The following is an 11912-nucleotide window of genomic DNA, read 5'->3' on the forward strand; positions in this document are numbered from 1 at the left end:
ATTGTGTGACAATCATATTGCGCGCGGCAGCACCGGCGTATTGCCGGTGACAGGGTCAGAACCCGTCCGGCCATCTCTGAGCCGAGTGCATCACGGTCAGAATCTCGATGCCGGCTGTCGTGGGGCGACAGGGCGCAATGTAGGGATATCGGTGAGGACGAAATCGCGGGTGCCGGCCACGCGGGAGTGTCTCGCGCTCATGCCCTCCAATGCTCCCGCAGCACCGCCGCGATGCTCTGCGGCCGCTCGACGAGGCTCCAATGGCCGGCGTCCTGCTCGACGTGAAGGGATGCGCCGTGGTGCTGTGCGAAGCGGCTGAGTGTGTCGAGCGGCATGTAAGGGTCTTGCGTGCCTGATATCACGAGGCCGCGCCGCGGCAGCTGCGCCAGCCGTTCGATCCAGTCGCCGCCGAAGCAAAGCCCGTTCGCCGAGCGATACAGCGCGAGGATGGCGCGCTTCACCGGCGCCTGCCAAGCCGCGGCTTCACCCGCGGCGAGCTCGGCCGGCAGTCCGCTCTGGCGAAACATCCGCGCCATCATCCGCTGCGACGACAGCGCCATGACGATCTCGCCGAGGACGGGCGTGTTCCAGATCCGCGCAATGCGATGGCCGCGATAATCGGGATCGAGCACGCCGCCGACGACAGCCCAGCTCCGCACCAGCTCGGGCCGCAGCGACGCCGCGCGCAGCACCAGCAGCGCGCCCCAATCGTGCCCGACCAGGTCGAGCGGCCCGACCGCCGCATGCTGCGCGTCCATCAGCGCGACCAGCCAGCCGGCGTAAGCGTCCTTGGTGCATGTGAACCCGGCCGGGGCTTCGCCGCAGAAGCCGGGCAGGGAGGGGACGGCGAGGGTCTCGCCGAGCGCCGCGATCAGCGGGCCCCAGATTGCGGGCGTATCGGGGACGCCATGGAGGAGGAGGCGGTTGCTCATGATGTGATCCTAGCACATGCGCGAATCTTCGTATTCGGCGAAATTGCCTCTTTCCTTTTTTCAGAAAACATGCTTCTCTACATCATCCCGCCTCATCGAAGAGGGGCGTACGCGTCGTCACGATACGTGGAGTGCGGGGAGCGATGGCCGTGAGGCGCCGGTGGACGACTGGCGCGTTGCGGACGGCGAAGTCGTGTGGTCCTGGCCTCTCGTCGCTGAGGTCAAGTTCGCGGTCGTTGCTTATGGGCACGCGCGGGCGATGGGGGCAAGAACGCCGATCCCCAGGGAGAGCGCGAAGTAAGCCGTAAAGCCGTTGCGCAGGGAAGGCCGGGATGTCCTGGCCGATCCTGTGGTTCCTGCCCCGTGCACTTCTTTCCGCACGGGGGCCGCGGGTGTCGGCAGACGCCCGGCCTTCCCTGCACCCTCGATTGGCGAGGGGCGATGCTGATGATCAGCCTGGGCACGATGGTGTCGCGGGAATGATGAGGTGCGTGCTGATGCAGATGTTGACGCCGCCAACCACACCTTCACCGTCATCCCGGACAAGCGCGCGGTCACGCGCGCGCAGATCCGGGATCCATAACCCCAGGGAGACCTGTGAGGCACAATGGCCGCTCCATCCCCGCCCAGCCAGATCCTCCGCGGCGTATGGATCGCGGGTCAGCGGCCACCAACGCTGGCGCGTTGGCGGCCTTGCTCGGGATGACACCGCTGATGTGGGGAGCAGCGTGGGCAGCAGTCCCCAATACGTCACCCCTCCTGACCCTTATTCGGCGTTGCGACGGCCTCCCATTCCCGGTAAAAGCACCGTCGAGGGCACCCCGGCAACGAACCATCAATGGTTTTGCCGCACCATTTTCGTGTCTTCGCAAAAGGGTTTGGCAATGCTGATTCGCAGCGCAGAGATCGAGGCCATCGCCGGGGCAGACGCCCGGTCGATCGCGCTCGCCCCGCTGCCTGCTCGCGGCCGGATTGGCTCGATTGCCGGCGCGCTCGAGCTTCTGCTTCTTAGCTGCCCCTGAGGGCCGGCTGGGCGGGATGCGCCTGGGCACTCAGGGGGCTGCTTCGACACCGAAACACCCTTCAGCGCCCAATGTTCAGAGATCCTGACCGACAAGCGCACCACCCGACAAAATTCGAGGAAAGCCAATGTCCAATCCCGTTCAGTCCGACAAGGACCGCGTCGTCATTTTCGACACCACCCTGCGCGACGGCGAGCAGTGCCCCGGCGCCACCATGACGTTCGAGGAGAAGCTCAACATCGCGGCGATGCTGGACGACATGGGTGTCGACATCATCGAGGCCGGCTTCCCGATCGCCTCCGACGGCGACTTCGAGGCCGTCAACGAGATCGCGAAGCGCTCGAAGAACGCGGTGATCTGCGGCCTGTCGCGCGCCGGCGCCAAGGACATCGACCGCTGCGCCGAGGCGATCCGCCCGGCCAAGCGCGGCCGCATCCACACCTTCCTGTCCACCTCGCCGGTGCACATGAAGTACAAGCTGCAGATGGACCCGCAGCAGGTGTTCGAGCTGGTGATCTCCTCGGTCACGCGGGCGCGCAACCACACCGACGATGTCGAGTGGTCATCCGAGGACGGCACCCGCACCGAGTTCGACTTCCTGTGCCGCTGCGTCGAGGCCGCGATCAAGGCCGGCGCCACCACCATCAACATTCCGGACACCGTCGGCTACGCCGTGCCGGAGGAGTATTACGACCTGTTCAAGCGGGTGCGCGAGACGGTGCCGAACTCCGACAAGGCGGTGTTCTCCGTCCACTGCCACAACGATCTGGGCATGGCGGTCGCCAACTCGATGGCCGGCGTGCGCGCCGGCGCCCGCCAGATCGAATGCACCATCAACGGCATCGGCGAGCGCGCCGGCAACGCGGCCCTGGAAGAGGTCGTGATGGCGATGCGCGTGCGCAACGACAAGCTGCCGTTCTGGAACAAGATCGACACCACGCAGCTGACCCACGCCTCGAAGGTGGTGTCGGCCGCGACCTCGTTCCCGGTGCAGTACAACAAGGCCATCGTCGGCCGCAACGCCTTCGCGCATGAGAGCGGCATCCATCAGGACGGCATGCTGAAGAACGCGCAGACCTACGAGATCATGCTGCCGGAGACGGTCGGCGTGAAGCAGACCTCGCTGGTGATGGGCAAGCATTCCGGCCGCCACGCCTTCGTCCACAAGCTGGAGGAGATGGGCCACAAGCTGTCGAGCAATCAGGTCGAGGACGCCTTCGTCCGCTTCAAGGCGCTGGCCGACCGCAAGAAGCAGATCTACGACGAGGACATCGAGGCGCTGATCGACGAGGGCATGGTGAGCGCCCATGACCGCATCAAGCTGTTGTCGCTGTCGGTCATCGCCGGCACCCGCGGTCCGCAGCGCGCCACCATGAAGCTCGACGTCGACGGCGTGACCAAGATCGAGGAGAGCGAAGGCAACGGGCCGGTCGATGCCGTGTTCAACTGCATCAAGTCGCTGGTGCCGCACGAGGCCAAGCTGGACTTGTACCAGGTCCATGCCGTGACCGAGGGCACCGACGCGCAGGCCGAGGTCTCGGTGCGGCTGTCGCAGGACGGCCGCTCGATGACCGCGCGCGCGGCGGATCCGGATACGCTGGTGGCCTCGGCCAAGGCCTATCTGGGGGCGCTCAACAAGCTGGTCATGAAGCGCCAGCGTGACGTGGCGCAGGGGCAGGGCGCGACGGCGGCAGCGGGCTGATCGACAACGTCATTCCGGGGCAGCCGCGAGAGCGGCTGAACCCGGACTCCGGAGCTTGGTTTGCATCCTGCTCTGGCCATATCGAGGTTCCCCGATGCGCAATTGCGCATCTGAGGTTCGGCGCTTCGCGCCGCCCCGGACGACGCGAAGATGGTGCGTTGCAGCACGGGAATCCCCGGCTCTGCGGCTAACGGTCAATGGCATTCCGGCCGGCGACCCGCTAACAATGTCCCTGGCATACAAAGCGGGGGCATCATTGCAATGTCCCCCGAAACGTCGGGAGGACACCTTGCACTTCAAGTTTCGCCATGTGATCGCCACCGCCGCCTCGCTCGCGGTGCTCGCGCTGGCCGGCCCGGCCCTGGCCGCCGACAATCCGATCGTGATCAAGTTCAGCCATGTGGTGGCCTCGAACACCCCGAAGGGCCTCGCCGCCGACAAGTTCAAGGAGCTGGCCGAGAAGTACACCGACGGCAAGGTCAAGGTCGAAGTCTACCCGAACTCGCAGCTCTACAAGGACAAGGAAGAGCTCGAGGCGCTGCAGCTCGGCGCGGTGCAGATGCTGGCGCCGTCGAATTCCAAGTTCGGCCCGATCGGCATCAAGGAATTCGAGGTGTTCGATCTGCCCTACATCCTGCCCGACCTCGCCACCCTGCGGAAGGTCACGGACGGCCCGCTCGGCGCCAGGCTGCTGAAGCTGCTCGAGCCCAAGGGAATGATCGGGCTGGCCTACTGGGACAACGGCTTCAAGCAGATGAGCGCCAACAAGAAGCTCGTCGATCCCGCCGACTACAAGGGCCTGAAGTTCCGCATCCAGTCCTCGAAGGTGCTGGATGCGCAGTTCCGCACGCTCGGCGCGATCCCGCAGGTAATGGCGTTCTCGGAAGTCTACCAGGCGCTGCAGACCGGCGTCGTCGACGGCCAGGAGAATACGCCCTCGAACATCTATACCCAGAAGATGCACGAGGTGCAGAAGTACATCACGCTGACCAATCATGGCTACATCGGCTACGTCGTGGTCGTGAACAAGAAGTTCTGGGACGGCCTGCCGCCGGATATCCGCGCCGCCTGCGAGAAGGCGATGAAGGAAGCGACCGCCTACGGCAACAACCAGTCGGCGAAGGAGAACGACGACGCGCTCGAGGAGATCCGCAAGTCCGGCAAGACCGAGCTCGTCAAACTGACGCCGGCCCAGGACGAGGCGATGCGCAAGGCGATGATGCCGGTGTACAAGGACGTCGCGGGGCGCGTCGGTCAGCCGCTGATCGACGAGTTCCTGAAGGAGACGCGCGGCACGACCAACTGACGGCGTAAGGCGAGCGGTGCGCGGGCCATGGTCCGCGCATCGAGGGGGCGAAGCACTCGGCGCGCAAGAAGGCAGACGGCGCAGCCAAGCGCCGCGGACGTTTGATTGTGGGGGAGGGGACTTGGGCTTTCTGTTGCGCATCCTCGATCGGCTCGAGGAGATCCTGATCGCATTCCTGATCGCGGCGGCGACCTCGATCATCTTCGTGGCCGTGCTGCACCGCTATCTGGTCGGCGTGCCCTTCCTCTATCCCATCCTGTTTCCGATCGACCTGTCCTGGGCGCAGGAGCTCTGCATCTACATGTTCGTGTGGATGGCGAAGTTCGGCGCCGCCTATGGCGTGCGCACCGGCATCCATGTCGGCGTGGACGTCGTGGTGAACATGATGCGGCCGTCGCTGCGCAAGGTGACGGTGCTGTTCGGCCTGCTCTGTGGAGCGCTGTTCACCTCCATCATCGGTACCATGGGCGCCAAGTTCGTCTATGGCCTGTCGCAGACCGACCAGGTGACGCCGGACATGGAGCTGCCGAGCTGGCTGGTCTATCTCTGCATCCCGCTCGGCTCCTATCTGATGTGCTTCCGCTTCCTGCAGGTTGCCTGGCACTATTTCCGCCATGACGAACTGCCGCATCATGATCACGCCTATGTCGAAGGCGTCGATGCGCCGGCCACGGAGGCGACGCGATGAGCAGCCTCCTCATTTTCAGCCTGCTCATCTTCCTGATGCTGACGGGCATGCCGATCTCGATCGCGCTCGGCCTCACCGTGCTCTCGTTCGTGTTCTTCATGACGAACGTGCCGACCGAATCCGTCGCGCTGAAGCTGTTCACGGGCATCGACAATTTCGAGATCATGGCGATCCCGTTCTTCATCCTCGCCGGCAATTTCCTGACCCATGGCGGCGTCGCGCGACGAATGATCAACTTCGCGACCTCGATGGTCGGGCACTGGTATGGCGGCCTGGGGCTCGCCGGCGTCATGGCGTGCGCGCTGTTCGCCGCGGTGTCCGGCTCGTCGCCGGCGACCGTGATCGCGATCGGCTCGATCATGCTGCCGGCGATGGTCAAGCAGGGCTTTCCCAAGCGCTTTGGCGCCGGCGTCATCACGACGTCAGGCGCGCTCGGTATCCTGATCCCGCCTTCGATCGTGATGGTGGTCTATGCGGTGGCGACCGGCGGCAGCATCGCGCTCGATCCGGCCGGTCATCGCGTCTCCTCGGCCTCGGTCGGCCAGCTGTTCATCGCCGGCGTCATCCCTGGGATGATGCTGGCGAGCCTGCTCGGCTTCACGACCTTCTACCGGGCCTGGAAGAACGACTACCCCCGGATGCCACGGGCAAGTTGGGCCGAGCGCTTCACGGCCTTCCGCAAGTGCGTCTGGGGCCTGCTGCTGATCGTGATCGTGCTCGGCGGCATCTACACCGGCAAGTTCACGCCGACCGAGGCCGCGGCCGTCAGCGCCGTCTATGCCTTCGTCATCGCGGTGTTCGTCTATCGCGACATGTCGCTGAAGGACGTGCCGAAGGTCCTGCTCGGCTCGGCCAACATGAGCGCGATGATCCTCTACATCATCACCAACGCCGTGCTGTTCTCGTTCCTGATGGCCAATGAGAACATCCCGCAACAGATCGCCAACTGGATGGCGGCGGCCGGCGTCAACTGGATCGTGTTCCTCCTGGTCGTCAACATCCTCCTGCTGCTCGCCGGCAACGTGATGGAGGCGACCTCGATCGTCCTGATCATGGCGCCGATCCTGTTCCCGGTGGCGGTCAAGCTCGGCATCCATCCGGTGCATCTGGGCATCCTGATGGTGGTCAACATGGAGGTCGGCATGTGCCACCCGCCCGTCGGGCTCAACCTCTACGTCGCCTCCGGCATCGCCAAGATGGGCATCACCGAGCTGACCATCGCCGTCATGCCCTGGCTGCTGACGATGCTGGGCTTCCTCGCGCTCGTCACCTACGTGCCGGAAATCTCGCTGTGGTTGCCGCGCATGCTGGGGATGCTTTGAGGCGCAGAAATGAAATGACACCGAATTGCAAAAACAGAAAGGTATTTGAAGCAATTACATCTTCGTAAGGTCGTACACTCTGTCCAAACTGTAAGTTGAAGGTGCGGAACGGCGGGCTCATGCTGATCCGACTTTCCAAGGAGGTTGGCATGAGAAGGTTCACCATCGCCGCTGTCGCCGTGCTCGCCATCGCCGGCTCGACCGCGGTCTACGCCCAGCGCGGCTGGTTTCATGATCACATGCATCATGCGCGCATGAATCCGGAAGATCGCGCCGCCATGCTGGATGCGCGCATCGCTTCCGTCCATGCCGGCCTGAAGCTGACGGCGGACCAGGAGAAATTGTGGCCGCCGGTCGAGAGCGCGGTGCGCGATCTCGCCAAGCTGCGGTTCGACCGCGCCAATGCGCGGATGACCGACGCAGCCCAGGACAAGGACATCGATCCCGTGGCGCGGCTGCGCGAGCGTGCCGATACGATGGCGGTCACCGCGGATGCGATGAAGAAGGTCGCCGACGCTGCCGACCCGCTCTACAAGACGCTCGACGACGGCCAGAAGCGCCGGCTGTCGATGCTCACCCGGCCGATGGGGCGCATGATGGGAACGGACGGTCCGCGCCATCACCGCTGGATGGAGCGCGGCGAGGGCGGCATGGAGGACGGTCCGCGCTTCGGCGGGCATCGCTTCGGCCCGGGACCGATGGGCCACATGGGCTGGTCCGAGGAGGAACGCGAGTCCGGACGGCTCTGAGCGCCGGTTAACGATCCTTCTGATTTCACTTGGGGAAAACCGCCGCCCGCCGGCGGTTTTTCTGCATCGAAAGTGACGAAAAATCGTCATGGATCGCTGGACATCCCGGAATCGCTTTGCTAAACGACCGGCTCTCGCGGAAGGCTTTCTCCGGATGCAAGATCCGGGCGCATAGCTCAGTTGGTAGAGCAGCTGACTCTTAATCAGCGGGTCCTAGGTTCGAGCCCTAGTGCGCCCACCAAGCCTTCCGAAGATGTATGGCCAATCTGCAAAGCCATTCCGACAAGCGGGTCAGCGGCTATTCCGACACGCCAGCTGCTTCTGTTTGCTCCTGCCGCCGCTTCTTCGACCCTGAGATCAACTGTTTGCGGGTCCGTTCTGGATAGGTCGGTAGCTGTCGACTTGAGCAGTGGCGGCCCGCGACACGCAGCTCGGCGTCTGTCAGATCGTGGATTGCGGTCGGGTCCCCGGGCGTGATCGTGCCTGCGACCGATCACGCCGCTGTCCTGCCGCGCTGCCGGGCCATCGTTCACCATGGCGGCTCCGGCACCACGGCCGCGAGCGTTCGCTCCGGCGTCCCAACTCTTGTCCTCTGGATCGGCGCCGACCAGCCGGTATGGGCGACACGGATCAGACGCCTGGGTATCGGCACCTCGCGTCGTTTTTCGGCAACGACGCAAGCGACCCTTCGCCATGAACTGCGGACCGTTCTGGAGCCGGGATGCCCACTCGGGCGCGCGAGGTGGCCAATCAGATGACGCCGCCGAGCCGAAGCCTAGCGGCTACCGTAGCGCTTCTCGAAGAGCTGGTCGCCACGCGCGCATGATTCGCCCCCCGGCCTGCTAATTGGCCGCAATTGCCACGTCCCAATCTGCTCCCAATTTCTCGAAAAATCATCGACTGGCCGCCGATGAACTCACTGCGCGGAAAACCTCGCCTGGAAGCCGCCCTGCGCTCCAGGCAAAGGCGACGTCAGGACGAGCTCGGCACCAACTCCGGAGGCGATGGCTTTTGCGATGGCGAGGCCCAACCCCGAGCCGTCAGCATCGGTGCTGCCGCGCTCGAACGGGCGAGACAAGCGTTCCAGCAACTCCGGCGGAACGGCTGTTCCCTCATTTGTAACGGTCAGCACGCCAGTGTTGGAAAGAGTTACAACGACTGGCGCGTGGGACGCTCCGTGCTTGAGGCCGTTCTCAATGAGATTGCGCGCTAGAATGGCAAAGGCATCCGTATCAATATCGAAGAGAACCGGCGTCGCAGGAATGTTGACAGCGAGTCGACCGGCCGCAGCCGGATCGCGCATCATCTCCCCGATGACCAGTTTCAGCACCGATGCGATGTCAGTCGTCTCCTTGCCCTGAAGCCGTCCACCCTCCGCCTTCGCGAGTTGCATCAACTTTTCAGACAGTTGCGAAAGCCGCCGCAGCGCCACCTCGATCTGCTGGGCCCGGGTTCGGGCTGCGGTGTCCCGGGTCTCGGCGATGAGCCGTTGCGTCTGCGCGAGCGCGGCAGCCACCGGCGTACGTAGTTCGTGCGCGGAATTGGCCGTGAAACTTCGCTCGGCTTCCAGGGCGCGCCGAAGCTTCTCCAGCAGGCCGTTCACGGCGTCGGCGATCGGCCCGATCTCGGAGGGCAGTCCCGCGGCTGGAACCGGAGACAGGTCGCCGGTGCCGCGCGCTTCAATGTCGCCTCGCAGGCGCCTGACCGGGGTCATCGAAACGCGCACGACGCCCCATACGGCGAGAAGACTGAGGGGAATGAGCAATCCCAGCGGCCAGGCAAGCCCGAGGAGCGCCTGGTTCGCGACCTCGCGACGATGTGTCAGCAGCTCCGCCACCGCGATCGTCATCGTGCCTCGCACTGCAGTGTCGAAGTAGATTCGATGGGTTGGGGTGTCGACAAACCCCATTCTGGAGAAAGGAGGAAAGATCGCGTCATCGGCGCCGTGCGAGCGCAGCAGGACGGTGCCGCGGTCGTCGCGGACCACATAGGTGAAGTACTCGTCGTGCTGCCTGAGCGTGGCGATACGCTGAGACGTGCCGTCTGCCTCACGGCCGAGGATCTCGAGCACCGCAAGCGGAAGAATCCGCTGAGCCGTCTCCTCAAGCGCGCTATCGAATACCTCGTTCATTTCGTGACGAAGCCTTTGGCCGGTCACGACGGCTGCAACAATCCAAAGGAGCGCGACGCCAAGCCCGAGCCACAGCGAGATCTGCCACTGCAGACTACGCGGGCCTTTCATGAGGCGATTCCCAGCCGATAGCCGAGACCTCGCACGGTCTCAATGACGGCGTGTCCGAGCTTCTTGCGAAGCCGGCTGACATGTACCTCGATGGTGTTGCTCTCGATCTCTTCGCCGAAGGAATAGAGCCGTTCCTCGAGCAGCGATTTGGACAAAACCTGTCGCGGACGCTGCAAGAAAGTCTCGAGCAGCACCCATTCCCGCGCTGTCAGGGCGATGTTCTTTCCTGCACGCGTAATCGACCGAGCGGCCAGATCGATCTGAAGATCGCCAATTCGGATCAGTGGGTTCGGATTGCCGGCATAGCGGCGAGCGACGGCATTCAGCCGCGCCGTAAGCTCCGAAAGATCGAAGGGCTTGATCATGTAATCGTCTGCGCCGGCGTTGAGCCCTTCGATCCGGTCGGACAATTGATCGAGCGCCGTCAGGATGATGACCGGCGTCACGTCGCCCTTGGCGCGTCGATCCCGCAGCAGTCCGATACCGCGGCCGTCCGGCAGCATCAGATCCAGGAGCAAGAGGTCATAGGCCGCGGTGTCAAGATATTCCCTTGCCGCATCCAGGCGGGTCACCCAGTCCACGGAATGGCCATCCGACACAATCTGGTCGCGTACTGCCGCCCCCAGAATCGTGTCGTCTTCGATCAGCAATATCCGCATCGGGTCATTCCGCCCAGCCCGTCGACCTGTAAGCGATAATCATAGAGGAGATCCTGACGTTGACCTGAAGCAAAAGTCGCGGCGTCTTCAGGCCAACGTCAGGAAACCGGCTCAAGAAGAAGACGGGCAGGAGCCTTGAAGCGGGAGCAAGAGAACGTGAACAGGACAGTGTTGATTGCCGCCATTCTGCTGGGGGCGCTGACCCCCGGCATGGCGCTGGCCGATGATGACGATTGCAACGTGCCCATGGCGCAGTGGCAGCCGCGCGAAGCGGTCGAGCAGATGGCGAAGGCGCGCGGCTGGACCGTGCGCAGAATCAAGATCGACGATGGATGCTATGAGATCAGGGGACAGGACGAAGCCGGTCGCGCCATCGAGGCAAAGATTGATCCTGCATCTCTGGCTGTGATCCGCGTGAAGCAAAAGCGCGGAGAGCACGACAAGGATCATGATCAAGGTGACCGAGAGCGGCGAGGCGATCAGTCGGGACCAGGACGAGCAGCCGCGCCTACGGCGCCGCCCACCAACGGACTTATTCAGGGCGGCGCGGCTCCCAAGGTCCAGGTTCAATAAGGGTCCGGAAGCCGCGAGCATCCTGGGACGCAAAAGGCCGGCCTGACCGACGGACGTCGCCTGAATCGAGTGAACGCGACATCGCGTTCAAGCGCGCCCCGCCTCGTGCGGGGCGTTTTCTTTTGGGGAGAGCGCCAACCTGACGGCGACCTGAAGCAGAATCGGATCGACCTTCAGGAGCACGTCAGCCGCGCCATTCAGTTAGGGCGCGATAGAAGCGCCACTGTCGGAGACAAAAATGAAATCGATGATTGCCGCCCTTGCCGTGACCACCGCGCTGACCGCCCCCGGGCTGGCCATGGCGCGACCTGTCACGTTGACCACGACGCTTAATAACTACGGCGGGAACGGCGCGTATTTGGCGCTTTACGTCACCGACGCGACCGGAGCTTACAAAGGCACGCTGTGGATGGCTGGCTCCAAGTCCAAATATTACGGCCATCTCAGCGGCTGGGAGCGCAGTTCTCGTGGAAACCTTGCAGATATCAACGGCATCACCGGCGCAAGCGTCGGAGCCGGCCGTACGCTGAAGATCACGCTCGATCTTGCGGATGCGCTCTTCGATGCGGGCTACAAGCTGCATATCGACGCCGCCGCCGAGGACATGCGCGACAGCCCGTCCGAGGTGGTGGTTCCGCTGACATCCGCGGGCGCGGGCCGGCCGTTGGCAGGGCGCAGCTACATCCGCTCGTTCACTTACGACAAGTAGCCTTGGGA

At 64.0% G+C, this 11912-nt stretch carries 12 protein-coding genes and 1 tRNA gene; 10 read left to right on the forward strand and 3 right to left on the reverse strand.

All coding sequences use genetic code 11. The annotated features are described in order from the left end of the window. Window positions 1-197: 197 nt before the first annotated feature. Window positions 198-932 (reverse strand): alpha/beta fold hydrolase, encoded by a 735-nt coding sequence (locus tag ACQR1F_RS02460; protein WP_434894367.1) that lies wholly within the window; start codon window positions 930-932, stop codon window positions 198-200. An 884-nt stretch (window positions 933-1816) separates the two neighbouring features. Between ACQR1F_RS02460 and ACQR1F_RS02465 the strand changes: the two genes are divergently transcribed. The 8 genes from ACQR1F_RS02465 (at window position 1817) to ACQR1F_RS02500 (ending at window position 8479) form a co-directional block, all read left to right on the forward strand. After that, the gene (locus ACQR1F_RS02465; RefSeq protein WP_434848124.1) at window positions 1817-1954 is read left to right on the forward strand and encodes a hypothetical protein; all 138 of its coding nucleotides are present in this window, start codon (window positions 1817-1819) and stop codon (window positions 1952-1954) included. 127 nt (window positions 1955-2081) lie between these two features. After that, window positions 2082-3656: a 2-isopropylmalate synthase gene (locus ACQR1F_RS02470; protein WP_315803768.1), complete on the forward strand. Its 1575-nt coding sequence runs from the start codon at window positions 2082-2084 to the stop codon at window positions 3654-3656. A 289-nt stretch (window positions 3657-3945) separates the two neighbouring features. Beyond that, entirely contained in the window at window positions 3946-4962 is a 1017-nt protein-coding gene (locus ACQR1F_RS02475; protein ID WP_315736952.1) for a TRAP transporter substrate-binding protein, read from the forward strand. A 121-nt stretch (window positions 4963-5083) separates the two neighbouring features. Beyond that, window positions 5084-5650 carry a TRAP transporter small permease gene (locus ACQR1F_RS02480; RefSeq protein WP_434912486.1) on the forward strand — a complete coding sequence of 189 codons (567 nt, stop codon included), beginning with the start codon at window positions 5084-5086 and terminating at the stop codon, window positions 5648-5650. Further along, window positions 5647-6972: a TRAP transporter large permease gene (locus ACQR1F_RS02485; RefSeq protein ID WP_434912487.1), complete on the forward strand. Its 1326-nt coding sequence runs from the start codon at window positions 5647-5649 to the stop codon at window positions 6970-6972. Before ACQR1F_RS02480 ends, ACQR1F_RS02485 begins: the two co-directional genes overlap by 4 nt. Before the next feature lie 149 nt (window positions 6973-7121). After that, entirely contained in the window at window positions 7122-7721 is a 600-nt protein-coding gene (locus ACQR1F_RS02490; protein WP_316217029.1) for a Spy/CpxP family protein refolding chaperone, read from the forward strand. A gap of 165 nt (window positions 7722-7886) precedes the next feature. Then, window positions 7887-7962, forward strand: a tRNA-Lys gene (locus ACQR1F_RS02495). Between the two features lie 238 nt (window positions 7963-8200). After that, window positions 8201-8479, forward strand: coding sequence for a glycosyltransferase (locus ACQR1F_RS02500; RefSeq protein ID WP_434912560.1), 279 nt, complete (start codon window positions 8201-8203; stop codon window positions 8477-8479). Window positions 8480-8637: 158 nt separating this feature from the next. Here the strand turns inward: ACQR1F_RS02500 and ACQR1F_RS02505 are convergent, their stop codons facing one another. Further along, a complete protein-coding gene (locus tag ACQR1F_RS02505) occupies window positions 8638-9963 on the reverse strand; it encodes an ATP-binding protein (RefSeq protein ID WP_434872659.1) in 1326 nt (441 codons plus the stop codon). Next, window positions 9960-10622, reverse strand: coding sequence for a response regulator transcription factor (locus ACQR1F_RS02510; protein WP_316179877.1), 663 nt, complete (start codon window positions 10620-10622; stop codon window positions 9960-9962). The genes ACQR1F_RS02505 and ACQR1F_RS02510 overlap by 4 nt, the downstream gene beginning before the upstream one ends. Before the next feature lie 156 nt (window positions 10623-10778). On the opposite strand from ACQR1F_RS02510, the gene ACQR1F_RS02515 reads away from it, so the two are divergent. Both ACQR1F_RS02515 and ACQR1F_RS02520 read left to right on the forward strand, forming a co-directional pair. After that, entirely contained in the window at window positions 10779-11195 is a 417-nt protein-coding gene (locus ACQR1F_RS02515) for a PepSY domain-containing protein (protein ID WP_434912488.1), read from the forward strand. Window positions 11196-11433: 238 nt separating this feature from the next. Next, window positions 11434-11904, forward strand: coding sequence for a DUF2271 domain-containing protein (locus ACQR1F_RS02520; RefSeq protein WP_434912489.1), 471 nt, complete (start codon window positions 11434-11436; stop codon window positions 11902-11904). The last annotated feature ends 8 nt before the right edge of the window (window positions 11905-11912 follow it).

This window comes from Bradyrhizobium sp. HKCCYLS3013, assembly GCF_051167615.1.
In the GTDB taxonomy this organism is placed as follows: Bacteria; Pseudomonadota; Alphaproteobacteria; order Rhizobiales; family Xanthobacteraceae; genus Bradyrhizobium.

Coding starts and splice junctions, on each gene's coding strand:
- ACQR1F_RS02460 (WP_434894367.1), bottom strand. CDS start 932: ATGAGCAACCGCCTCCTCCTCCATGGCGTCCCCGATACGCCCGCAATC.
- ACQR1F_RS02465 (WP_434848124.1), top strand. CDS start 1,817: ATGCTGATTCGCAGCGCAGAGATCGAGGCCATCGCCGGGGCAGACGCC.
- ACQR1F_RS02470 (WP_315803768.1), top strand. CDS start 2,082: ATGTCCAATCCCGTTCAGTCCGACAAGGACCGCGTCGTCATTTTCGAC.
- ACQR1F_RS02485 (WP_434912487.1), top strand. CDS start 5,647: ATGAGCAGCCTCCTCATTTTCAGCCTGCTCATCTTCCTGATGCTGACG.
- ACQR1F_RS02490 (WP_316217029.1), top strand. CDS start 7,122: ATGAGAAGGTTCACCATCGCCGCTGTCGCCGTGCTCGCCATCGCCGGC.
- ACQR1F_RS02505 (WP_434872659.1), bottom strand. CDS start 9,963: ATGAAAGGCCCGCGTAGTCTGCAGTGGCAGATCTCGCTGTGGCTCGGG.
- ACQR1F_RS02510 (WP_316179877.1), bottom strand. CDS start 10,622: ATGCGGATATTGCTGATCGAAGACGACACGATTCTGGGGGCGGCAGTA.
- ACQR1F_RS02520 (WP_434912489.1), top strand. CDS start 11,434: ATGAAATCGATGATTGCCGCCCTTGCCGTGACCACCGCGCTGACCGCC.